The following is a 21,657-nucleotide window of genomic DNA, read 5'->3' on the forward strand; positions in this document are numbered from 1 at the left end:
GGACGATACGCGCCGCATCCCGGGTTTGCATAGCGCGAGGCGGCACCGCCGCCTTGGACCGCCGCGGCTCACGAAACGACCCTGGATCGTCGCCGGCCCGCTCGGCCCGAGGGTTCTTGTCGCGGGGCGACGGCCCGGATCGTGGCGCGCCGCGCCCAAGAGGCAAGAGGCAGGGCCGTCGAGCAATGAGTGGCACGCGCGAGCCATCTGCGGAGCGCCAGTACACGCCGGTGTGCTAGGCCTAGGACTGCGGACCGCACGCCCTACGCTGCGAAGACTGTTTTCCGGTGGAACTCGCGCCGTGGCTGCGAATAGAGTCCGGTCATGCTTCCGAGACCGATCCCGGCCGGCCCGGCCGTCCGGGCCGGTGTCGACGGCCTGGCCAGGCGGCCCCCTGCCCGGAAAGGAGAAGCGATGGACGAAGATCTGACCGCCCGGGTGCGCGCCATCGAGTTCCTGATGACACGCCTTGTCGCCCACATCGCGCTGCAAAGAGACGATCCCAAGTCTGCGCCGGCGGTGATCGACGCGCAGCTCGACAGCCTGCTGCAGTCGGCCGAGCTTGGCAGCCGGGCCAAGTCGGCGCTCCAGGATATCTTCGAGGACGCCAAGCGCCTAGCCGAGGCGACGGCCAAGACCGGACGCTAGAACGGCCTGCATTCACTTGAACGCGGATAAGCTGCTCTACCTATGTGAAATAGATCAAATTATCCCCGCTCAATTGAGTCCAATTGAACGGGGTTTGATCCAGGCCCTGGACCTGCGCTCCCGGAAGGGCAGCCATTCGCGCTTGTCTGCTGCGCCGGTCGCCGCCATCTGCCAGCATATCGAACCATGGGCACTCGGAAACACCGACATCCCCGGCGTCACCGCCGGCCCCTGCTGGCGGCGTCGGGGCTGATTTTCGCCTGCCTCCCCACCACGGGGGGGATGGCGGCCGAGTGGGGCCAGTGGAGCCCCTACCCCAGCCGTCCGGGCCTGTTCCACGAGCGCTGCGGCCGCTGCCATGACGAGGCGGGCAGCTTTGCGGCGGCACACTTGAGGTTCGATGCGGGCGTGCTGCGCACCCGGCGCAGCGGCAAGGCGCTGCAGACCTTCCTGCGCGGGCATCCGGGCCGGCTGGACGCGGCCGAGCTCGAGGCTTTGCTCGCCGCGCTGGCGGCCATCGTCACGACCGGCGGCCAGTTCCGCCAGCGCTGCGCCATCTGCCACGGCGAGGCCACGCACTTCGCAAGGGGCCGGCTGGTCGTCCGGGACGGGCGTCTGCTCGGCCGCTATTCTGGCCGCGACGTCGAGGCCTTCCTGCCCGGTCACGGCCGGCTCGACGCCGAGGGTGCGGCCTTCTTCGGCGACCTGTTGCGCCGCGTTGCAGAGAGGGAGGCGCAACCCTGACCCGCCACCGTATCCGCAACCTGGCTCTGGCGTTGGTCTCGCTCGTCTGCCTGGTCTTCACCGGCGGGGTCGTCGCGACCCTGATCCTCAAGCCGGAGGCCTTCGACAGCGCCATCGGCGGGCCCTTCGTCCTGGAGAACGCCGAGGGCGCGCGCGTCACCGAGGCGAGCTACCGCGGCCGCTACATGATGCTCTACTTCGGCTACACCTACTGCCCCGACGTCTGCCCGACCCGGCTGCAGGAGATGACCCTGGCCCTTGAGGCGCTGGAGGCCGAGGCGCCCGGGCTGGCCGCGCGGATCACCCCGGTCTTTATCACGGTCGACCCGCGGCGCGACACGCCCGAAGCCCTGCGCGCCTACGCCGCCCACTTCCACCCGCGCCTGGAGGCCCTGCGCGGCAGCGAGGCCGAGATCGCCGAGGTGATCCGGTCTTTCCAGGGCTACGTCAACTACGTGCCTCAGGCCGAGGGCGCCGACTATCTCGTCGACCACACCGCCTACGTCTATCTGATGGGCCCCGACGGCGCCTACGTCACCCACTTCACGGCCTTCGACGACGAGACCGAGATGACCGCCCGCCTGGCGCGCCTGGTCGATTAGAAGCAGTACTTCCAGAGGTCGTTGGCCATTGCGACCGCCAGTCCCCACTTCGCCCAGAGCAGGAAGCAGAGCGCAGCGCCCGCCGAGGCCAGGCTGCTCCAGAACAGCCAGAGCAGCCACCTGGGAACCGGCGGCGCTGCGGCTTGGCTTTCGGTCATCTGCGGACCTCCGGGGGACAGCACGACAGCCATGCTAGCACAGGCCCGCCGAGACGTCGCCCTTGACCCGGCGGTCGGGCCTAGGCCGCCGCGCCGACGCGGACGCCGGCGCCCTGCAGCAGCATCGTCTTGTTCAACAGCTTGACGCAGGCGTAGACCGCCTCGATCGCCGGCGCCGGGGTTCCGGTCATGCGGCCGATCTCCAGCACCGCGCCCATCAGGGCCTCGACCTCCAGCGAGCGGCCGGCTTCGACGTCCTGCAACATCGAGGTCTTGTGGGCACCGACATCCTCCGCGCCCTCGATACGCTTCTCGATCGTGTGCCGGAACGCGACGCCCAAAGGCTCGGCGATGGCCTGGGCCTCGGCCATCATGGCCGCGGCCAGGCGCCGGGTGTCGGGGAACCTGCAGATATCGACCAGGGTCGCGTGGGTCAGCGCCGAGATCGGGTTGAAGGACAGATTGCCCCAGGCCTTGAGCCAGATCTCCGAGCGGATGTCGTCCAGGACCCGGGACCGGAAGCCGGCCTTCACCAGGGCGTCGTGGAGCCGCCAGACCCGCGGGGTCTCGCGGCCGTCGAGCTCGCCGACCGGAAGGCGATCGCCCTCGACGTGCCGGATGACGCCGGGCTCGGTGACCGCCGCCGCCGGGTAGACGACGCAGCCGAGGATCCGCTCGGGATCGATGTTGTCGGTCAGCGCGCCGGTCGGATCCAGGGTCTCCAGGCGGCGCCCGTCGTAGGGCCCACCGTGCTTGCGGAAGTACCACCAGGGAATGCCGTTCTGGACCGTCATGACCATGGTCTCGGGGCCCAGCAGGGAGGAGAGCTTGCGCGCCACCTGCTCCAGGTAGTGCGCCTTGGTGGCCAGGATCACCAGGTCCTGCGGCGGCAGCTTGTGGACCTGGTCGCTCGCCGTCAGCTCGCCGACCAGGATCTGCCGGCCGTCCTCCCAGATCAGCTTCAGGCCCCGTTCCTGGATCGCCGCCAGGTGACGGCCCTGGTCGACGACGGTGACCGCCTCGCCCGCCTCGGCGAACCTGGCCGCCAGGAGGCCGCCGATGGCGCCGGCGCCGATCACGCAGATCTTCATGACAAGCCTCCTGCTCCTCGCCTCTGACCGGCTATTTTGCGCCGGGTCCCGCGTAGCGACAACGCGGCCGCCTGCAGGCAGCGCCTGCGGAGCTGCCCGCAGGCAAGGCTTGCCCGCGCTTCGGCGGCGGGCTTCACTGGAGGGCGCCTGCACTTCCTGCCGGAGCCCGAAGCATGAGCGAAGACGACAGCGACCGGATCACCTGCGCGCAGGCGGCCTTGAACGGGCTGGTCGATCACGGCGTCGACACGGTCTTCGGCATCCCGGGGATCCACACTCTCGATCTCTACCGCGGCCTGGGCCAGACGCCCCTGCGCCACGTCGCGGTGCGTCACGAGCAGGGCGCGGCCTTCATGGCCGACGGCTTCGCCCGGATCGCCGGACGGCCGGCGGGCTGCCTCCTGATCACGGGGCCCGGGCTGCTCAACGCCGCGACCGCGATCGGTCAGGCCTATTCCGACAGCGTGCCGATGATCGTCCTCGCGACGGTCAACGACCGGCGCGACCTCGGCCTCGGCCGCGGCGAGATCCACGAGCTGAAGGACCAGCGCCGCGCCCTCGAGGGCGTGGTCGACTCGGTGATCACGGTCCACGACCCGGGCGAGGTCGGCACCGCGCTCGACCTCAGCTTCGCCCGCATGGGGGCGAAGCGCCCGCGCCCGGCGGTCGTCGAGCTGCCCCTGGATGTGGCCGCCGCCGAGGTCGCGCCGCGCCGGGCCGCCGGCGGCACCATCGCGGCACAGGGACTGGCGCCGGATGCCGTGCAGGCCCTGGTCGCGCGGCTGCGCCTGGCCGAGCGGCCCTTCTTCATCCTCGGCGGCGGCGCGCGCGGCGCCGAGGCCGAGTTGCGCGCTCTAGTCGAGAAGCTCGGCGCCCCCGTGGTCACGACCGTGGCCGGCAAGGGCATCGTCTCCGAGGCGGGGCCGCTGGCGCTCGGCTCTTCGCTCGGCTCCGACGTAGCCAATCCGGTGATGAACGCGGCCGACCTGGTCCTCGCCCTGGGCACGGAGCTGGCCTACCTCGACCACTTCAACCGGCCGCTGGAGATCCGTCCCGACCTGGTCCGCATCGACCTGGATCCTGACGTGCTGGTCCGCGACCATTCGGCCGTCCTGGCCCTGCTCGCCGATGCGCGCACCGCCGTCGCCCAGGTCCTGGACGCCATGGCAAAGGATCCGGTCCGGCCGCCCTGGCGCGGCGACATCGCCGCCTTGCGCGAGGGCCTGCGCGACGAGATGCGGGAACGGCGGCCGGCCTTCTGCGCCTACCTCGACGCCCTGCGCGCCGCCCTGAGCGAAGAGGCCGCGGTCTTCAGCGACATGACCCAGCTCGCCTATACCGGCAACCGCTACTTCGAGTGCCGGCGCGGCGGTACCTGGCTGCACCCGGTCGGTTTCGGCACCTTGGGCTACGCCCTGCCCGCGGCGATCGGCGGCAAGCTGGCGGCTCCGGAGCGCCAGGTGATCGCGCTGACCGGCGACTACGGCCTCGGCTTCACCTTGCAGGAGCTGGGCACCGCGGTGGAGCAGCGGCTCGCCCTGCCGGTGGTGATCTGGAACAACCGCCTGCTCGGCGCCATCGACTTCCACATGCGCCGCCAGGAGATCCCGCCCCAGGCGGTGACTTTGCAGCCGCCGGATTTCCGCGATCTCGCCAAGGCCTTCGGCTGCGACTACGAATACCTGGATTCGCCGGACCCGCTGGGCGCCGCCCTGGACGCCGCCTTCAAAGCCGGCGCCCCGACCCTGATCGAAATCGAGGTCGACGGCAGCTACGAGAGCTGAGCCGCTCCAGCCCGCCTCAGCGCAGCCAGACCTCGACGCGCCGGTTGAGCGCCCGGCCGCGCTCGGAATTGTTGCAGGCGACCGGCATGATCTCGCTGAAGCCCAGAACCTGGAGCTGGCGCCGTGACAGGTCCTGTCCGCTGACCGCCTGCAGGGCGGATCGGACGGTGCGCGCCCGGGCCAGCGACAGCCGCTGGTTCTCATCGAAGGGACCGGCCGAATCGGCGAATCCGACCAGGAGGACTTGGCGGCCGCGCGCGGTCTCGCGGTCCATTAGGCGGGCCAGGCGGCCGATGTCCTGAAGGGCCTTGTTGTCCAGCTCGCTGGAGCCCGAGCGGAAGCGGAAGGTCGTCGACAGCCTCTCGGCGGTGCTCAGGGACGAGGTTGCGTTCCGCATCATCTCCATGTTGAAGCTGTCCGAAGTCGCGCCCAGCGCCGCGGCCAGGCGATCGCCCTGCTGGCTGAACGGGAGCCGGTCCGCCGTCTGGTCGATGAAGCCGACGTCGACGATGATGTCCTGCGCGTCTTCGGAAAGGGCGTACTCCAAAAGCTGCTTGCCGTACGGCGCGGCCAGGTTCGGCGTGGTGTACAGGAAGAGGCGCCGGGACAGCGGATATTCCTCGGTCTTGACGGCGAAGGTCGAGGGCTTTTGAACGATGCCGCAGCCGCTGGCGATGGCCAGCGACTTCGCGTTGCGCTGATAGGCGATGCCGGTAAAGCCGATGCCCAGGGGATCGCCGGCGACGGCGTCGGAGAGCTCGGCGTTGGATTCGAAGCGGCGCGCCTCCCCGGAGATCTTGCGCCTGGCCGGCTTAAGGACCAGCGAATTGAAGGTGTCGTAGGTGCCCGACTTGTCGTCCCGGGCATAGAGGTTGATCCGGCCCGGCGCCAGGCCGAGCTCGGCCCAGTCGGTGATCTCGCCGGCGAAGACCCGGGCGAGGTCGGCGCTCGCGATGCTGGTCAAGGGGTTCGCCGGGGCGACGATCACCAGCAGCCCGTCGAGCGCCAGGATGTGCTCGCGGCCGGGCGCCGACATGCCAAGGAAGCCGGCGAGGTCCATGAAGGTCAGCTCCTTCTCCTTGATCGGGCGCGACGACATGCCGATCTGCGCCTCGCCCCTGGCCAGGGCCGGGAAGGAGGTGCCGGAGCCGTGCGAGCGCAGGTCGACGACGGAGAGCTTCTTGCCATCGCTCGCGAACAGCTCCATCCGGATCTCTTCCGGATTGTCGCCGACCCGCTTCACGACCTTGGCGCCGATGGTCTCGGCGTAGCCTTCGATCAGCGCCGGCATCAGCCGGGCGCCGATCGTGTTGGAGCCGTGGATTCCGAAGTCCGGCCCGGCGCTCAGGGCCGCCACCTGGGCCGGCGCCGCGCCCGGGCAGGCGCCGCCGACGCAATCGAACTTGTTGCGCGCGAGGCGCAGGGTGCCGAGGTTCTCCAAGGCGACGGTGTAGCTGTTCTCGTCGAAGCCGAGCAGTTCGCCGGTGAACACGACCTGCGAACCGGTCATCTGCAGGGTGACCTCATCGGCGGCGGCGCGCGCTTGCAGGAGGAGCGCGGCGCCCAGGACCAGAGCCGTTCCGAGGATCATGCCGGACCGCGAGAGCGGCCGCCCAATTGCCCGAGCCATCATTTCCAGGGTCGTCCTTTTCAGTTGTCTTGAGTTGCCTTCAGTTGTCGATGAACAAATCCGGGATCGCCTTGGTGCTGTAGCGCGCCTCTTCGCTGAGGGGCGCCCCGCAGGCCGCCGGCTGGAAGACGCCTTCCGTGCGGCTGAACTCGCCGCCGCGGGATAGCTTCAGAACAAGGAATTCGACTTCCGCCATGCGACCGCCGCCGCAGGTCTCGCCCTGCGGCATCGAGCCGCGGCTGGCATAGTCAAGCGCCAGGCGGATGACGCCGCCGTTCTGACGCCGGTGGTGCCAGAAGGTATAGACCTCCAGGTGGCTGCCGAGGTTGCCGCCGTCGCTGACATGGCTGATGAAGCCCCGGCCCTGGCCTTCCTCGCGGGACAGGCGTCGCGAGTCCTCGGGCGACGATGGCGCCGCCGCCCAGACATGGCCCGGCTTGCCGAAGCCGGCCGCGTACTCGAAGGCATGGATGTCGAGGTTGACGTTGGCCGACCACAGGACGGAGACCTTGGACACCCGCGCCATGTCGCGGGCCACGGCGTTGCGGGAGAAGGTCGAGCCGTCCTCGAAACCGATCTGGACCGGACTGCCGTCCCCGGCGAAGCAGTCCAGGATGAAGTCGAGCCGCCCGCCGCTGTCGACCTTGCGCTGGAAGGGGACGCCGACGTAGGTGAAGGTCACGGTCTGGCCGGCGCGGCAGGGATCGGCGATCGAGAAGCGGGTGCGGCCGCCGGCCATCGGCTGGGTCGTGATCGAGGGCTCGGCGCAGTCCGCAACCCGCGCCTGGGAGAGCTGCGCTCCATCGATCCCGGCGGAAGACGGAGCCACGAAGGAGCCCAGCGAAGCGGCGACGGCGACCGTCACCGAAAAAGATCTGGCCAGCTTCGCCGGCAAGGAAACCCAAATTGGATTACGGCTTTTCATTCAACCTTCAGTCGCGCCGGCCCCAAGTCTCCCGCGCGCAAACACGTGCTCGTTCCGGCACAACCTGACAGAGAGGAATTCAGCAAAACCCTGCGCTTCGGCGCGACCGAGCGCGTTCCTGCGATCCTCACGGCCCTTCGGACCTCCCTACTCGATAGTCTGTCCATCGGCGGGCCCGCCCCTCCAGCAGGCTGCCGGAGCTAGAACCAACTTCCCGGACTCGGCTTTGGCGAAAGTAGAGTAGGCACAACCGCAGAAACTCAGGTTCCTTGCTCATGAAATGGCGCTTTTCCAGCCAGGCGCGAAGGCTCGCGACCTGACGAGGACTTACAAGCTACCACCTGCACTTGTACTGCAGTTCGATGACACTTTTATGACAGGATGGGAGCGAAACGCTCGTTGAACCGCGCCGCGACGGGCCTTTCGGGCGGGAGCCCGTAGCATCGGTCGCCGCGCCGGCTGCCGCCTCGGGCCTTCGCGCTAGAGGGGCCGGTGGCGGGTGCCGTCGCCCCAGGTCACGAAGATCATTCGCCCCGGCTCACGGACCCGGAGCCGATGCCAGGCGCCGCGCGGTACCACCAGGGCCTGGCCGGCGCCGAGCGAGACGGCCGATCGGCCTTCGGCCTGCTCCAGCAGGACCTCGAAGCGGCCGGAGTGACAGAACAGCAGCTCTTCGCCGGCCGAGTGCATCTCCCAGTGCGCCATGTCCTCGGTCAGGTCGAAGGCCGTGACCAGGCGGCCCTCGTAGCGGCTCTCGCCGGCCAGGAGCCGGCGCCAGAATTCCGCGCCGCCCTCGACGGCGACCGCGGCGCCGCCCTCCCGCAGGTGGAGGTAGCGATCGCGCAGGTCGAGGGCCTGCGGCTTCGGATCAGGCATCGGCGGCCGCCAGATGCTCGACCGCAGCGCGCAGGCCGCCGTCGCCGTGGGGAATGGACCGCCGGATCAGGGCGGTCTCCACCGCCGCCAGGCAGCCCAGGACCATCGGCGCGTTGAGGCAGCCCAGGTGGCCGATCCGGAAGGCCCGGCCCTCCATCGTGCCGAGGCCGCCGCCCAGGGCGGCGTCGTGAGCGTCGCGGACATAATCGCGGAAGTCCTGGCCGTCCACCCCCTCCGGCGTGAGGACCGTGGTCACCGAGACCGAGCGCTCGGCCGGCTCGACGGCGTTGAAGGCCAACGCGCCGGCGCTCTCCCAGGCCGCGACCGCGGCCTGCACCACCCCGGCCAGGCGGGCATGGCGCGCGATCACCGCCTCCAGGCCTTCCTCGGCCAGGATGTCCAGGGCCTCGCGGAGGCCAAAGAGCGCGTGCTCGGGCGCGGTCCCGCAGAAGCGCCGGTACATCTCGCGCTCCGAGCGGATCCGCCAGTCCCAGTAGTAGCGGTGCCCGGACCGGGCCGCGGCCAGCTCGACGGCCCGCCGGTTCACCGCGACGGCGGCCAGGCCCGGCGGCCCCATCAGGGCCTTCTGGGAGGCGCCGATCGCGACGTCGACCCCCCAGTCGTCCATGGCGAAGGGCGCCGCGGCCAGAGAGGCGATGACGTCGACCACGAGCAACGCCGGATGGCCGGCCGCGTCGATCGCGGCGCGCAGCGCCTGGATGTCCGAGGTGATGCCCGTCGCAGTGTCGGTCTGGACCGCCAACACCGCCTTGATCCGCCCGGCCTCGTCCCGGCGCAGGGCATCTTCCACCACCTGGGGGTCGAGGGCGCGGCGCCGGTCGCCGGAGGGACTCAGCACCTCCAGGCCGAAGGCCCGGGCATGGCCGCCCCAGCTCTGCGAAAAGTGGCCCACGTCCGGCAGCAGTACGCAGTCGCCGGGCTCGAAGAGGTTGCTGAGGGCGGCCTCCCAGCCGCCGTGTCCGTTGCTCGCATAAAGGAAGACCTCGCCGCCCGTGCGGAACACCCCCTTCAGGTCGCGGAAGCAGGAGTCCGCCAGATCGAGGAAGCGGGGATCCGAGAGGTCGTAGGGCTGGCGGTGCATGGCGTTGAGCACCCGGTCCGGGATGTGGGTCGGGCCGGGCGTATGCAGGAATTCACGTGCCGAAGCGCTCAAAGTCTCTCCTGACCTTTGTCGTCCTTGTCCGGCCCCCTGTTTAGCAGGCGGGCCGAAGCCTGGCATCCCTCTCCTACCGCTCCGGCGCGGGGCCCTGATGGCACGGCTCCATGCTGTAGCCCATGACCTGCAAAAGGGAATAAATTCAATGTATTGGTTGGGGTTATGTGAAATTCATTACATATTAATTCGTGTTTCCTACAAGAGAGCCTGTTTTTGACTTTGGAATTCCAACGAAGCCCTCCCGATTAGTACGCGCGGGCCAGTCAACAACGGGAAGTCGAAATGATGAACAGGAAGACTCTGAGTCTTGTCCTGCCGGTGGCGGCCGGATTGGCGCTCGGCGGACTCACCCTGACGCCGCTTCCCGGCGTCGCCCAGACGGCCAACCAGCAGGCCCTAGCGGTCAGAAGCTCGCCGATCCAGCCCCTGAGCCAGCAGCTGCAGCTGAACCGGGAAAAGGTGGTCCTGGGCGAGAAGCTGTTCTTCGACCCCCGCCTGTCCCGGGACAATACGATCTCCTGCGCCAGCTGCCACGACATCGCGGCCGGCGGCGCGGATGCGATCGACTTCTCGGTGGGCATCGGGGGGGCGCGGACCACGGTCAACTCGCCGACCGTGCTCAACAGCGGCCTGAACTTCGCCCAGTTCTGGGACGGCCGCGCCGAGACGCTGGAAGAGCAGATCGACGGCCCGGTGCACCATCCGGGCGAGATGGGCTCGAACTGGCAAGAGGTCCTGAGCAAGCTGCGGACCGTGCCCGAGTACGTCGCTGCCTTCGACCGCATCTATCCCGGCGGCATGCAGATCCAGAACGTCAAGGACGCGATCGCGACCTACGAGCGCTCGCTGATCACGCCGAATGCCCGCTTCGACCGCTACCTCAACGGCGACAACGCGGCGATCAACGAGGAGGAGCGGGCCGGCTACGAGCTCTTCTCCTCGCTGGGCTGCGTCTCCTGCCACCAGGGCCGTGGCGTCGGCGGTAACATGTTCCAGCGCTTCGGCGTGGTCGGGAACTACTTCAAGGACCGGGGCAACATCACCCAGGCCGATTACGGCCGCTACAACGTCACCGGCGACGACGACGACCTGCACGTCTTCAAGGTGCCGTCCCTGCGCAACGTCGAGCTGACCGCCCCCTATCTGCACGACGGTTCCGCCGAGACCCTGGAGGCCGTGGTCCAGATCATGGCCCGCTACCAGATCGGCCAGGAGCTCCAGGATCGGGAGGTCAGTCAGATCGTGGCCTTCCTGAAGACTCTCACCGGCGAATTGGAGGCCCAAGGCAATGAGTAAGCTCCGTCTCTTCCACGGCGTCGCCATCTTGGCGGCGGCCGGCGCAGCCGGCTTCTTCCTTTCCCAGAGCCAGTGGCTCGGCGCCAGCGCCGAATCCGAGACCCTGACGCAGCTGCAGCAGCTCAAGCAGTACGACGCCGCGCTCAACCAGGAGGCCCTCAAGGTCCGCTCCGGCCTGGTGCAGCACTACGATCCCCTGGTCCAGGCCACCTACCGGGTCGCCGACGTGGTGATCGCGCTGCAGAACACCGAGACCGGAATCGTCGGCAAGGGCAACCGCGACATCGACCAGCTGGTCAAGCAGTACGCGCAGCTCTACGAGAAGCGGGTGACCATCACCGAGCGCTTCAAGGCCCGCAACTCGACCCTGCGGAACTCGCTGTTCTACTTCCCGACCGCGGCCACCTTGTTCATCAAGCGCGCCCAGGAGAACAAGGCCCCGCAGGCCATGATCGTCACCACCGAGCAGATGCTGCGCGACCTTCTGAGCTTCTACGTCAACGGCAACCCCGACATGCACGACCGGGTCCAGAAGGGCCTCCACGAGCTGAGCCGTCTGTCGGACGAGGCGCCCGAGGCGATGGAGCGGGAGATCACCGGCCTGATGAAGCACGCCAGCATCGTCCTGCGCCACAAGAAGCAGGTCGACGACATGCTGGTCCAGATCACCTCGCCGGAGAGCCTCTCGGTCCTGGACTCGCTCGTTCACGTCTACCAGGAGCAGCTCAATTCCGGCCAGAGCAGCCTGGAGCTGTATCGCGGCGGCTTCTATGTCAGCGTGACCGCCCTGATCTGCTACCTGATCTTCCTGATCGCCGGGATCCTGCGCCGCGATTCCGGTGACCGGGGCGACGCCGCGCGGATCGCCGGCCGGCCGGTCCTTGCATCCGACCGGGCGGCTTGACCCGGTCCCGACGGGAACTATCCGGGAGGAGCCTTGCAATGTCGAAGTCGTGCCGCATCCTCGCGCTGGGCCTCAGCCTTCTGATCGGGCTCGGCATCCTGCCCGCCGGCGCCGGCATGTTGTCAGTCGAGCAGCTCCAGGCCGACGTCGAGCTGCTGGTCGACGCCGAGATCCATCAGCGCCCCATGGCGGACTCGCCGCAGATCGGGATCCTGCTCAGCGGTTCCCAGGTCCGGGTCACCGGCCGCATCACCGGCACCGAGTGGTTCCGGATCTCGACCCAGGAGACGCCGATCGGCTACGTCAGGCAGGATGTCCTGAACCCCAAGGACAGCGAGGCGCTGGGCCTGGTACGAAGCCCCCGCGAGGTGCAGGTCGCTGCGGTCCAGACGACGGTGGTGCCGGGCGAAGCCTTCACCGACTGCGACGGCTGCCCGCGGATGATCACCCTGCCCCCGGGGAGCTTCATCATGGGCTCCAACGAGGGCGACATCGCGGAGCGGCCGGAGCGCCACGTGACCCTGGCCAAGGTCTTCGCCATCGGCAAGTACGAGGTCAGCGTCGCCGAGTGGATGCTCTGCGTGAACGACGGCGGCTGCAGCTTCTCGCCCAAGGCGGTCGCCCGGCCTGAGATGACGCCGGTCCGCAACATCTCTTGGCAGGACGCCCAGCAGTACGTGCAGTGGCTGAGCACCAAGACCGGCAAGCCCTATCGACTGCCCAGCGAGGCGGAATGGGAATACGCCGCCCGTGCCGGCAGCCAGAGCGGCTACTGGTGGGGCGGACAGCCCGAGCCCGGCAAGGCCGACTGCAAGGACTGCGGCAGCGAGTGGAGCCGGAAGCGCCCGGCCGGCATGGGCCGCTTCGAGGCCAATCCCTTCGGTCTGCACGACATGAACGGCGGGGTCGCCGAATGGACCGCAGACTGCTGGTTCCGGACCTACAAGAACGCGCCCAAGGACGGCACGCCCCGGATCGAGGACGGCTGCGAGGAGCGGGTCCTGCGCGGCGGCTCCTGGCGCGACACGGCCGACGCCATCAAGGCCACCTCGCGCCAGGGCTCCGAGGAGAACCTGCCCTACGTGGTCAACGGCTTCCGGATCGCCCGCAGCCCCGAGTGACCCCTACCAACCCAGCCGGACCGCGCCGACCGCCGCGGCGGCCGCGGCCTGGCAAGGCTCGACCACCGGCAGGCCCAGCTCGGCCTCGACCTCGGCACGGTAGCCGGCCATCCCGGCACAGCCCAGAATGAGAACGTCGGCACCCCTGTCGTCGCGCAGCTGGCGGCCGGTCTCGACGAGGGCGGCCAAGGTCGCGCCGGGCTCGGCCAGCTGGGCGACCCCGCGGCCGATCGGCAGGCTGTCGGCGAAGCGCGCCTCCAGGCCAAGGCTGCGGACGTAACGTCGGTGCCGGCCGACCGAGGCCGGCAGGATCGCCAGGATGCCGAAACGCTCGCCAAGGCTCAGCGCCCGGGCCATGGCGGATTCCGAGATGCCGAAGACCGGCGCCGCCGCGACCTCCCGTGCGGCCCTGAGGCCCGGATCGCTGAAGCAGGCGATGACGTAGGCCGCTGCCGTCTCCCGCCCGATCAGCGCCAGCAGGGGCGTGACCACGCCGTCGACCTGGGCCTGGGTCTCGATGCCCGGCGGTCCTTCGGCCAGGGTGACGCAGTCGATCCCGGGGCCCTCGGCGCAGCGCAGCGGCGCCAGGGCGGCGTCGATGCCGGCGGTCACGGCCTCGCTGGAGTTGGGGTTGATGACCAGGACCCGCGCGCTCACGCCCCAAGCTCCGCGAGGCGCCGCTCCAGGCGCGCGGTCAGCCGGCTCAGCTCGTCCCGGTCGGCCGCGGTCAGGGAAGGTCCGGGCGCCCGGGTCCGGGCCGAGGCGATGATGCCGCGGCGGCGCAGGATCTCCTTGCGCAGCGCAAGACCGAAGCCTGGCTGCTGCTCGTGCCGGACCAGCGGCAGGTAGCAGTCGTAGAGGTCCTCGGCGCCCTCGGCATCGCCGGCGAAGAAGCGGGCGCAGACCGCGACCAGCATCTCCGGATAGGCAAAGCCGGTCATCGCCCCGTCGGCGCCGCGGGCCAGCTCCTGCGGCAGGTAAAGCCCGCCGTTGCCGACCAGCACCGAGACCCGGCGGAGGCCGTCGCGCGCGGCGGACTCGCGCAGCGCGCTCAGCTTGCCGAGGCCCGGGCAGTCCTCGTGCTTCAGCATGACGATCTGCGGATGCGCGGCGACCAGGGCGTTGAAGGTCGGCACAGAGATCTGGACCCCGGTGCTCTGCGGATAGTCCTGGTAGCAGAGCGGCACCTCGGGGCCCAGCGCCCGGCAGACCGAGTCGAAGTAGCGTTGCAGCCGCTCCTCGGTAGCCAGGCCCGGGATCGGCGCCACCATCACGCCGGCCGCGCCGCGCGCCATCGCCTCTGCGGCCAGGCGCGCCAGGTTGTCGAGCCCTGGGTTGCTGACGCCGACGACGACCGGGACGCGGCCGGAGACCCGCTCGAGCACCCGGGCCATGAAGCCGCAGGCCTCCTCGAAGGAGAGCTTCGGCGCCTCGCCCATCATGCCGAGGATGGTAATCCCCTGTACGCCGGCCTCGAGGTAGAACTCGACCAGGCGGTCGGCGCTCGCCAGGTCGAGGGCGCCGTCCTCGGCGAAGGGCGTGGCCGAAATGATGAATACGCCCTTGGCGGTCTCGTTCAAGAGAGCCGTCTTGTCCGACGTCATGCCTGGCTCCGCCTTCCGCTACGAATCGCCTGAGAGCTTGCGGGCCGGCGCGCACCGATGCAAGCGGCCGCCGCGCCCGGAGGCTTCCGGCGCTCAGGAGCGGCGGTCGGCCAGCTTCGGGCTGGGCTTGTTACGCTGGTAGAAGATGTGCCGGCCGATCTGCGAGGTCCGGTTGAAGGCCTGGGCCCAGGTCGGCGCAACGTAGTCCGCGTGGTACCACAGCGCGCCGCCGGTTGGGTCGTCGTTTCCACCCCAAAAGACGGTCCGGGCGAGCGACTTGCTCTTTTCCCACATACGCAGGTTCTTCGGCCGATCGCTCAGGCCGTCGCACCACCAAGTGAACTGGCAGCGGTGGCGGACCTGCTCCCCGCCCTGCTGGACGACCCGGCAGATCGTGTCCGGGAAGCGGCTGTCCTTCATGCGGTTCATCACGACGTGGGCCACGGCCAACTTGCCAGCCTCGGGCTCGCCCCGCGCCTCGAAGTAGATCGTCAGCGCCAGGCAGTGGATCTCCTCGTGGACCGGGTGGAACAGCGCCCCGGTCTCGGCCTGGTCGGACAAGGAGGCGAGCGCCGCCTCGCCGGTCCGGTCCGAGAGATAGCCATGGATCGCACCGAACTCGAAAGCGGTGCCCTCGACGCCCGCCGGAACGCCGTCTTCTGCGGAAATCGTTGCCGACATCATCGCAAGCTGGGTCGGGGCCTCGGCCGGCCATTGAAAGTCGACGATGCGGCCCTCGGCCGTGCTCGGCCCGTCCGTGCTCCCGAATAGGGACAAATGACCCAGCCGCAGGTCGAGCAGACCCGCTTCGCCGGACCCGGCAAGGCAAGCGCAGAAAAGTGCGAGGAGCCCGACTCGGCGCAAAAACAGCCCTCCGGAGCTGCGTTCCGCCCCCCCGGCGACATCGTCACGTCCGCCACACAGCCCGGCCAGCCGGGCCGTCAAGTCGGACGCGGCACGCGCCTCCTGACCTGATCGTTCCAATGTACCCTCCCGGTCCGCCGTTTTCGGCGTGACCGCTCCCTTAAACCCTTGTTTACCCAAACTCTGCAACGCAGTCAAAGACAATACGTCGGCCCGCGAGTCTTGGATTAACAGTTTCTGCATTTGTTTTTCGAGAAAATCAATAAAAATGAGGAGATATTTTACAAAATAATTCATCGATTATTGCGGAATATGGTTAAAAGTCCGGAAATTTTCATTCCGAATTCTTGACCGCACAAAGACCAGAGCGGCCGTCACGGCCGTGAATACGCCGGCGTGCAGAGGGCATTGGTTATTAACCTCGGCCTGCTAGCCTGCCTGGGCTTCGGAGGCGCGCGCAGCGCGCAACCGGACGACCGCCGGGACCTTGGAGACGCAGGCAGATGACGACGGCAGACGCGCAGACCCGAACCGTCGATGGCGGGGCCGGCGCCCGCCCCGGCCCGGCACTCAGCCCCGAACAGGTGGCCCTGCGGGCCGAACTGGCCGGCAGCAACATCAACGCAACCACCTTCCTGGCCACCGACTACCTCAACCACCTCAACGAAGCGGTGATGATGATCGAGCTGGTGCCCAGCGCGCCGGACATCCTGGAAGAGGCGCTGGCCTGGCGTCCCAAGACCTATCAGGAGCATTTCCTGAGCAGCGACCTGGCGCTTGCCGAGCTGGCCTGTCGCGCCTACGAGATCGCGCCCGAGCGCTTCCGCCTGCCCTTCGACCTGACCGTGAAGGCGATCCAAAGGCGGATCGCCACCACCTTGACCAAGCTGCAGCCCTTGGTCGAGGCCGGCGACCACGGCCAGATCGGTCTGGTCGTCCTGTCCTCCTGCAAGGCGATCCAGGACCTGATCGGCGTCGCCGCGGCCATCGTCAACGGCAGCGAGCGGATGGCCGACTGTGCGACGAGCCCCGGACCCGCGCCGGCCCAGGACGACGAGACCACCATGTCCCAGGCGCAGATCGACGCCCTTTTCGGCTGACGGGCGGCACGGCACGAGGCGAGGCGCCGGGGATAGACCTCGACGCTGCTGCGTAGGGCTCTATGATGACGTGGCAGTCCCACCCCGCCCCCGAGGTCGAGCGCCCGCGATGAAACGCCTAGCGATGTTGGTTCTTCTGGTGTTCGGCCCTGCGGCTTGCGCGACGGTCCCGGAGGAGGAGGTCCTGCCGCCCAGGATCAGCCTTTCGGACCTCCGGGTTCTCGACAGCACCGGCTTCGAGCACCAGCTCGAGCTCGATCTCAGGGTGAGCAACCCGAACAACTTCGACATCGACCTGGAAGGCCTGTCCCTGACCCTCGAGGTCAACGACTCGCATTTCGCCGACGGGCAATCCAGCGCCGAGGTCACCCTGCCCCGGCTCGGCGACGCCAAGGTTCCGGTCACCGCCACCACCACCATCGTCGACGTGGTGCGTCAGGTGCTCCTGCTCGGCCGGGCCAAGGCGATCGACTTCAGGATCGAAGGCTTCGCCTACGTCACCAACGGTCTGGGCAGCCGCCGTGTCCCCTTCAAGTCCGAGGGCAGCCTGAAGCTGCTCCCCGACGCCGTGGACGACCGCATCTACGTGCCGATCTGACCGGCCGCGCGCGGCAAGCGCCGCCGCGCCCGAACAGCCGAGCTACTGATCCCGGATGAAGGAGCTTTTCGGCTCTTTCTTCTCGGGCTTCGGCGCCTCGGCGACGCTCGGCGCCGGCGGACGCACGCCCTGCAGATGCAGCAGGAGGTGATCGGTCACCGCCCCGGTGACGCGCAGCTGGTTGTCCTTCTGGTAGGCGCGGATGGCGCTGCGGGTGTTCCGCCCGACGATGCCGTCGGCGGTCCCGGCCTTGTAGCCCTTGGCGTTCAGCAGCGCCTGGGTCTCCTTGATCCCGGCCTTGTCGGTCAGAGGCTTGGGCGGCGCAGCGAAGGGATCGTCGTCAGATCCGGAGACCTGGGACTCGTCGTCGCCGGTGAAGGCGGCCGGTACGTCCTCGGTAAAGAACTCGGGCACGTCGTCCGCGAAGAAATCGCCGACATCGGAGAAGAAGTTGCCGGCGTCCTCCGCCATGCCGTCGAGGAAGCCGTCGTCCTGTTTGGCTTCCTGCTTGGAGCCCAGGTCCTCGGCCCAGGCCGAGGTCCAGGCTGCGCCGACCAGCAGCAATGCACAGGCCGAAACCGCCAAGAGCTTGAGATTCGCGTGTCTCATCGTCGTACCCTCGTTCATAAATGCTCGGGACCGCACGCCCCCGAGGGCGGCAGGCCGGAGCAGCCTCCGTTCGATCAAACCATGCAGAAGATGGCAGGACTCGCGTTAACGAAAGGTTGACCGACCCGCCGCGCTGCGGTCTCGGCGTCGCCGTCACCGCCGCCTCCGACCGGCCGCCCGGCCGCTTCAGGCTTCAGGCGGGCGCCCGCGGAAGGCTTCAAGGGGACTGGGATTTGTGGCCTCGGACGGCGGAGCCCGAGCCGAGGCTCCTCGGGCGGATCGCGGTCTCGAAGGCCAATGCCCGGGTTGTGACTTCGTTGTGACCTCTCCACAGGCACGGCGTGTTCTGTGTTAGGGCTTTGTTCATAAAGTTTACCAAGAGTCGAGTCGTCCCCCCGAACAGCAGGCTCGAGGATATGACAATCCAGGGAATGAAGCTTGTCCAGGTCGCCGAACGGCGGCACTGCCTTCGTTTCGATCTCGAATGTGCGACCTGCGTGACCGCCCTGGCCGGTGGTCGCGCTTACGAATGCCAGGTTGCCGAAATCTCGCTTGAGGGCCTGAGGCTTCGCTTTGCCGGCGAGCCGCCCGACGCGGAGCGCATCGTCATTCGCCACCCGACAGCCGGCGAGCTCTGCGCGCTTCGGGTCTGGCGGGCCGGAAACGATCTCGGCCTTGCCTTCGAAAGCTCCGAGCGCGAGTTGGAGCACCTGCTGCAGTGCATCAGCCTGATCCTGAATCCGGAGGATCGGCGCTTCGCCTGGAGCGCCTGACGCCCCGATCGTCCGGTCAGGGCGCTTCCCGGATCATTCGGCAGCCGGGCTGTTTTCCGGCGCCGCAGAGGCGTCGGCCCTGTCGTCGCCCGCCAGCACGATGACCGGCTCCATCTTCTCCAGTTCCTCGCGCGGAATGTGGCAGGCGATCCGGTGCCCCTCGCCCAGGTCCACCACAGGCGGATCCTGGGTCTCGCAGATCGAGCCGATCTTGCGGTGGCAGCGGGTGTGGAAAGGACAGCCCGAGGGCGGATCGAGCACGCTGGGCAGGGCGCCTTCCAGTATGATCCGCTTGCGCTGGATCGAGGTGTCGGCGATCGGCACCGCCGACAGCAGGGCCTCGGTGTAGGGATGATAGGGCGGCGAGAAGACCTCGTCGGTCCTGCCCTGCTCGACAATGTGGCCGAGGTACATGACCACAACGCGATCAGATAGATAGCGGACCAAGCTCAAGTCATGGCTGATGAACAGCAGGGTGGTGCGGTAGCTGCGCTGGATGTCCATCAGCAGGCCGGTCACGGCCGCCTGCACCGAGACGTCCAGGGCTGAGACCGGCTCGTCCGCCACCACCATGGCGGGGTTGCCGGCGAAGGCCCGGGCGATCCCGACGCGCTGCTTCTGGCCGCCCGAGAGCTGGCGCGGCCGGCGCTTGGCGAAATCGCGCGGCAGCTTGACTAGGTCGAGCAGTTCCAGCACCCGCTGCTTGATCCTTGACGGCTCCGTCTCGGCGCCGAACTTCTTGATCACCCGGGCGAGTTGGCTGCCCACCGAGTGGCTGGGGTTCAGGGTGTCGAAGGGGTTCTGGAAGACCATCTGGACGTCGCCGATCTGCTCCGGCGTACGGTTCTGGACCGGCTCCTGTGCGACGTCGTGGTTGCGGTAGATCACTTCGCCTTCGGTCGCGGTCTCCAGGCCCATCAGGACTTTGGCGAAGGTCGACTTGCCGCAGCCGGACTCGCCGACGATGGCCACGGTCTCGCACTCCCGGGCGTCGAAGGATATGTCTTCGTTCGCCTTGACGTACTTGACCCGCTCGCCCCTGATGATCGCCGCGATCGAGTTGTCGGTGATCTCGTAGTACTTCTTCATGTTCTCGATCTTGAGGACCGGCTGGCCCGGCGCCATCTCCTCGCCGCTCAGGCCCTCGGGGCGATAGGCCGCCCAGTCGATCTCCTGCCAGCGCAGGCAGCGCACCCGGTGGCCCTCCGCGCCGGAGACGCCCTCCATTTGGATCAGGCCCTGGTCGCAGCGGCGCTCGGCGAAGAAATCGCAGCGCGGGCCGAAGTAGCAGCCGCTCGGCCGTTCGTGCGGCAGCGGCAGCTGGCCGCGGATCGGCACCAAGGGCCGCGCGGTCTTGTCGGCCCCGGGCAGAGGGATCGCGCTGAACAGACCCTTGGTGTAGGGGTGGCGCATCTCATCGAAGACTTCGCCGACCGTGCCCTCTTCCACCACCTGGCCGGAGTACATCACGTTGACCCGGTCGCAGGTCTCCAGGATCAGGCCCAGGTTGTGGGAGATGTAGATCATCGAGGTGTGGAAGCGCTCGGCGATCTCGCCGATCAGCTCGATGATGCCGGCCTCGACGGTGACGTCCAGCGCCGTGGTCGGCTCGTCCAGCAGCAGCAGGGTCGGGTTGGAGAGCAGCGCCATGGCGATCACCACGCGCTGCTGCTGGCCGCCCGAGATCTGGTGCGGATAGGCGGCCATGACCCGCTGCGGGTCGGGCAGCTTGACGTCGGCCAGCATCTTGGCGGCGCGGTCGTAGGCCTCCTTCTCGGTCACCTGCTCGTGGCAGAGCGGCACTTCCATCAGCTGCCTGCCCAGGGTCAGGCTGGGGTTCAGCGAGGCCATGGGCTCCTGGTAGACCATGGAGATCTCGTTGCCGCGCAGTTGGCGCAACTCCTCCTCGCTGAAGTCGGCCATGTTGCGGCCCTTGTAGAGCACCTCGCCGCCGACGATGCCGCCGTTCTTGCCCAGGTAGCGCATGATCGCCATGGCGACCGTCGACTTGCCGCAGCCGGACTCGCCGACCAGGCCGACGCTGCCGCCCTTCTCGAGGGTCAGGTCGAAGTCGATGACCGCCGGGATCTCCCCCGCCCGCGTGAAATAGGAGATGCAGAGGCCGCGGCACTCTAGGATCGGGCCGTCGTAGTCCACGCCATTGCCGGTCATGCCGCCCTCCTCAATCCCTGAGCGAGATTTCACGCAGGCCGTCGGCCAGCAGGTTGAAGCCCAGCACGAGCGACGAGATCGCGACGCAGGGGAAGACCGCCATATGCGGCGCGACCATCGCCATCTGGCGGGTCTCGTTGATCATGCCGCCCCAGTCCGGGTTTGGCGGCGGCAGGCCCAGGCCGAGGAAGCCGAGCACGCCGATAGTGATGATCGTGTAGCCCAGCCGGAGGCAGGAATCGACGATCAAGGGGCCGCGGGCGTTGGGCAGGATCTCGACGAACATGATCCGCCACACGCTCTCGCCCCGGGTCTGGGCGGCGAAGACGTATTCGCGGTTGCGCAGGTCCAGGACCAGCCCGCGCACGATGCGCATAATCCCGGGCGCGGAGGCGAAGGTAACCGCGATCACGATGTTGGTGCCCGAGGCGCCGATCGTCGCGATGATGATGACATAGAGCACCAGGACCGGGAAGGACAGGATCACGTTGGAGATGAAGGACAGGATCGAGTCGGTCTTGCCGCGCAGGTAGCCGGCGGCCAGCCCCATGGGAATGCCCACGGCGTAGGCGCAGATGGTTGCCAAGGGCGCGAAGAGCAGAACCCGCTGCGTGCCGAAGATGATGCGGCTCAGGATGTCGCGGCCGACCTGGTCGGTGCCGAGCAAGAAGGTGGCGCAGCCGTACTTGCCCTGGTTCTTGCCCTCCTCGATCAGGGTGCAGATCTCCTCGACTGCCTGGCCGTTGAACAGCTTGCCGGGGGCGAGCGCATAGGGGTCGCCCGGCTTGGCGAAGGGCTGCAAGGTCGCCAGGGGATCGAAGGGTGCCAGCAAGGGCGCGAAGACTGCGACCAGCACCCAGAACAGCACCAGGCCGGCGCCGATCATCCCGACGTAGCTCTCCCGTAGCAGGGCGACGGCCTTCAGCATCCGGAGAAGAATGGGCTCGCCTCGCAGGGCGTCGATGGTTTGATCCGCCACGA

At 68.4% G+C, this 21,657-nt stretch carries 22 protein-coding genes; 10 read left to right on the plus strand and 12 right to left on the minus strand.

The genetic code is table 11. From position 1 onward, the window contains the following. Positions 1–414 precede the first annotated feature (414 nt). The 3 genes from QNJ30_20700 to QNJ30_20710 all read left to right on the plus strand — a co-directional run bounded on the left by QNJ30_20700 (position 415) and on the right by QNJ30_20710 (position 1,994). A complete protein-coding gene (locus tag QNJ30_20700) occupies positions 415–648 on the plus strand; it encodes a hypothetical protein (GenBank protein MDJ0945894.1) in 234 nt (77 codons plus the stop codon). 282 nt (positions 649–930) lie between these two features. Beyond that, complete coding sequence (locus QNJ30_20705; GenBank protein ID MDJ0945895.1) at positions 931–1,392, plus strand: hypothetical protein; 462 nt, start codon at positions 931–933, stop codon at positions 1,390–1,392. Between the two features lie 32 nt (positions 1,393–1,424). Beyond that, positions 1,425–1,994, plus strand: a complete 570-nt coding sequence (locus QNJ30_20710; protein ID MDJ0945896.1) for an SCO family protein — start codon at positions 1,425–1,427, stop codon at positions 1,992–1,994. Here QNJ30_20710 and QNJ30_20715 read toward each other — a convergent pair. Then, complete coding sequence (locus QNJ30_20715; GenBank protein MDJ0945897.1) at positions 1,991–2,152, minus strand: hypothetical protein; 162 nt, start codon at positions 2,150–2,152, stop codon at positions 1,991–1,993. The genes QNJ30_20710 and QNJ30_20715 overlap by 4 nt on opposite strands. A gap of 80 nt (positions 2,153–2,232) precedes the next feature. Next, positions 2,233–3,243: a 2-dehydropantoate 2-reductase gene (locus QNJ30_20720; protein MDJ0945898.1), complete on the minus strand. Its 1,011-nt coding sequence runs from the start codon at positions 3,241–3,243 to the stop codon at positions 2,233–2,235. 173 nt (positions 3,244–3,416) lie between these two features. On the opposite strand from QNJ30_20720, the gene QNJ30_20725 reads away from it, so the two are divergent. Beyond that, a complete protein-coding gene (locus QNJ30_20725; GenBank protein MDJ0945899.1) occupies positions 3,417–5,027 on the plus strand; it encodes a 5-guanidino-2-oxopentanoate decarboxylase in 1,611 nt (536 codons plus the stop codon). Between the two features lie 16 nt (positions 5,028–5,043). Here the strand turns inward: QNJ30_20725 and QNJ30_20730 are convergent, their stop codons facing one another. The 4 genes from QNJ30_20730 to QNJ30_20745 form a co-directional block, all read right to left on the minus strand. Continuing rightward, positions 5,044–6,618 (minus strand): phosphate ABC transporter substrate-binding/OmpA family protein, encoded by a 1,575-nt coding sequence (locus QNJ30_20730; protein MDJ0945900.1) that lies wholly within the window; start codon positions 6,616–6,618, stop codon positions 5,044–5,046. Positions 6,619–6,697: 79 nt separating this feature from the next. Further along, positions 6,698–7,522: a hypothetical protein gene (locus tag QNJ30_20735; protein ID MDJ0945901.1), complete on the minus strand. Its 825-nt coding sequence runs from the start codon at positions 7,520–7,522 to the stop codon at positions 6,698–6,700. 540 nt (positions 7,523–8,062) lie between these two features. After that, positions 8,063–8,458 (minus strand): cupin domain-containing protein, encoded by a 396-nt coding sequence (locus QNJ30_20740; GenBank protein MDJ0945902.1) that lies wholly within the window; start codon positions 8,456–8,458, stop codon positions 8,063–8,065. Beyond that, on the minus strand, positions 8,451–9,632 hold the full coding sequence (locus tag QNJ30_20745; GenBank protein ID MDJ0945903.1) for an aminotransferase class V-fold PLP-dependent enzyme: 1,182 nt from the start codon (positions 9,630–9,632) through the stop codon (positions 8,451–8,453). Before QNJ30_20745 ends, QNJ30_20740 begins: the two co-directional genes overlap by 8 nt. A gap of 288 nt (positions 9,633–9,920) precedes the next feature. Between QNJ30_20745 and QNJ30_20750 the strand changes: the two genes are divergently transcribed. Genes QNJ30_20750 through QNJ30_20760 form a run of 3 tightly spaced genes read left to right on the plus strand, consistent with a single transcriptional unit; the run spans position 9,921 to position 12,956 of the window. Then, entirely contained in the window at positions 9,921–10,931 is a 1,011-nt protein-coding gene (locus tag QNJ30_20750) for a cytochrome-c peroxidase (GenBank protein MDJ0945904.1), read from the plus strand. After that, a complete protein-coding gene (locus tag QNJ30_20755) occupies positions 10,924–11,835 on the plus strand; it encodes a hypothetical protein (protein MDJ0945905.1) in 912 nt (303 codons plus the stop codon). The genes QNJ30_20750 and QNJ30_20755 overlap by 8 nt, the downstream gene beginning before the upstream one ends. Positions 11,836–11,873: 38 nt before the next feature. Then, positions 11,874–12,956, plus strand: coding sequence for an SUMF1/EgtB/PvdO family nonheme iron enzyme (locus QNJ30_20760; protein ID MDJ0945906.1), 1,083 nt, complete (start codon positions 11,874–11,876; stop codon positions 12,954–12,956). Positions 12,957–12,959: 3 nt separating this feature from the next. On the opposite strand, the gene QNJ30_20765 is transcribed toward QNJ30_20760, so the two are convergent. From QNJ30_20765 to QNJ30_20775, 3 genes are all read right to left on the minus strand, one after another. Further along, positions 12,960–13,613 carry an aspartate/glutamate racemase family protein gene (locus tag QNJ30_20765; protein MDJ0945907.1) on the minus strand — a complete coding sequence of 218 codons (654 nt, stop codon included), beginning with the start codon at positions 13,611–13,613 and terminating at the stop codon, positions 12,960–12,962. Beyond that, complete coding sequence (locus QNJ30_20770) at positions 13,610–14,560, minus strand: dihydrodipicolinate synthase family protein (GenBank protein ID MDJ0945908.1); 951 nt, start codon at positions 14,558–14,560, stop codon at positions 13,610–13,612. Before QNJ30_20770 ends, QNJ30_20765 begins: the two co-directional genes overlap by 4 nt. Before the next feature lie 93 nt (positions 14,561–14,653). After that, entirely contained in the window at positions 14,654–15,721 is a 1,068-nt protein-coding gene (locus QNJ30_20775) for a cell wall hydrolase (GenBank protein ID MDJ0945909.1), read from the minus strand. Between the two features lie 206 nt (positions 15,722–15,927). Between QNJ30_20775 and QNJ30_20780 the strand changes: the two genes are divergently transcribed. Together QNJ30_20780 and QNJ30_20785 are read left to right on the plus strand one after the other, a co-directional pair. Then, positions 15,928–16,524 (plus strand): hypothetical protein, encoded by a 597-nt coding sequence (locus QNJ30_20780; GenBank protein MDJ0945910.1) that lies wholly within the window; start codon positions 15,928–15,930, stop codon positions 16,522–16,524. A 109-nt stretch (positions 16,525–16,633) separates the two neighbouring features. Beyond that, positions 16,634–17,122, plus strand: coding sequence for an LEA type 2 family protein (locus QNJ30_20785; GenBank protein MDJ0945911.1), 489 nt, complete (start codon positions 16,634–16,636; stop codon positions 17,120–17,122). A gap of 42 nt (positions 17,123–17,164) precedes the next feature. Here QNJ30_20785 and QNJ30_20790 read toward each other — a convergent pair whose 3' ends face one another. Beyond that, on the minus strand, positions 17,165–17,731 hold the full coding sequence (locus QNJ30_20790) for a peptidoglycan-binding domain-containing protein (GenBank protein MDJ0945912.1): 567 nt from the start codon (positions 17,729–17,731) through the stop codon (positions 17,165–17,167). A 431-nt stretch (positions 17,732–18,162) separates the two neighbouring features. On the opposite strand from QNJ30_20790, the gene QNJ30_20795 reads away from it, so the two are divergent. Continuing rightward, the gene (locus QNJ30_20795; GenBank protein ID MDJ0945913.1) at positions 18,163–18,504 is read left to right on the plus strand and encodes a PilZ domain-containing protein; all 342 of its coding nucleotides are present in this window, start codon (positions 18,163–18,165) and stop codon (positions 18,502–18,504) included. Positions 18,505–18,537: 33 nt separating this feature from the next. Here the strand turns inward: QNJ30_20795 and QNJ30_20800 are convergent, their stop codons facing one another. After that, positions 18,538–20,676, minus strand: a complete 2,139-nt coding sequence (locus QNJ30_20800) for an ABC transporter ATP-binding protein (GenBank protein ID MDJ0945914.1) — start codon at positions 20,674–20,676, stop codon at positions 18,538–18,540. 10 nt (positions 20,677–20,686) lie between these two features. After that, positions 20,687–21,655 carry an ABC transporter permease gene (locus QNJ30_20805; protein ID MDJ0945915.1) on the minus strand — a complete coding sequence of 323 codons (969 nt, stop codon included), beginning with the start codon at positions 21,653–21,655 and terminating at the stop codon, positions 20,687–20,689. Positions 21,656–21,657: the final 2 nt, after the last annotated feature.

It is taken from the genome of Kiloniellales bacterium (assembly GCA_030066685.1).
GTDB lineage: Bacteria > Pseudomonadota > Alphaproteobacteria > Kiloniellales > JAKSBE01 > JAKSBE01.

Coding starts and splice junctions, on each gene's coding strand:
- QNJ30_20725 (MDJ0945899.1), top strand. CDS start 3,417: ATGAGCGAAGACGACAGCGACCGGATCACCTGCGCGCAGGCGGCCTTG.
- QNJ30_20800 (MDJ0945914.1), bottom strand. CDS start 20,676: ATGACCGGCAATGGCGTGGACTACGACGGCCCGATCCTAGAGTGCCGC.
- QNJ30_20785 (MDJ0945911.1), top strand. CDS start 16,634: ATGAAACGCCTAGCGATGTTGGTTCTTCTGGTGTTCGGCCCTGCGGCT.
- QNJ30_20700 (MDJ0945894.1), top strand. CDS start 415: ATGGACGAAGATCTGACCGCCCGGGTGCGCGCCATCGAGTTCCTGATG.
- QNJ30_20790 (MDJ0945912.1), bottom strand. CDS start 17,731: ATGAGACACGCGAATCTCAAGCTCTTGGCGGTTTCGGCCTGTGCATTG.
- QNJ30_20755 (MDJ0945905.1), top strand. CDS start 10,924: ATGAGTAAGCTCCGTCTCTTCCACGGCGTCGCCATCTTGGCGGCGGCC.
- QNJ30_20770 (MDJ0945908.1), bottom strand. CDS start 14,560: ATGACGTCGGACAAGACGGCTCTCTTGAACGAGACCGCCAAGGGCGTA.
- QNJ30_20760 (MDJ0945906.1), top strand. CDS start 11,874: ATGTCGAAGTCGTGCCGCATCCTCGCGCTGGGCCTCAGCCTTCTGATC.
- QNJ30_20705 (MDJ0945895.1), top strand. CDS start 931: ATGGCGGCCGAGTGGGGCCAGTGGAGCCCCTACCCCAGCCGTCCGGGC.
- QNJ30_20775 (MDJ0945909.1), bottom strand. CDS start 15,721: ATGAATTATTTTGTAAAATATCTCCTCATTTTTATTGATTTTCTCGAA.
- QNJ30_20795 (MDJ0945913.1), top strand. CDS start 18,163: ATGAAGCTTGTCCAGGTCGCCGAACGGCGGCACTGCCTTCGTTTCGAT.
- QNJ30_20730 (MDJ0945900.1), bottom strand. CDS start 6,618: ATGATCCTCGGAACGGCTCTGGTCCTGGGCGCCGCGCTCCTCCTGCAA.
- QNJ30_20740 (MDJ0945902.1), bottom strand. CDS start 8,458: ATGCCTGATCCGAAGCCGCAGGCCCTCGACCTGCGCGATCGCTACCTC.
- QNJ30_20715 (MDJ0945897.1), bottom strand. CDS start 2,152: ATGACCGAAAGCCAAGCCGCAGCGCCGCCGGTTCCCAGGTGGCTGCTC.
- QNJ30_20720 (MDJ0945898.1), bottom strand. CDS start 3,243: ATGAAGATCTGCGTGATCGGCGCCGGCGCCATCGGCGGCCTCCTGGCG.
- QNJ30_20750 (MDJ0945904.1), top strand. CDS start 9,921: ATGAACAGGAAGACTCTGAGTCTTGTCCTGCCGGTGGCGGCCGGATTG.
- QNJ30_20780 (MDJ0945910.1), top strand. CDS start 15,928: ATGACGACGGCAGACGCGCAGACCCGAACCGTCGATGGCGGGGCCGGC.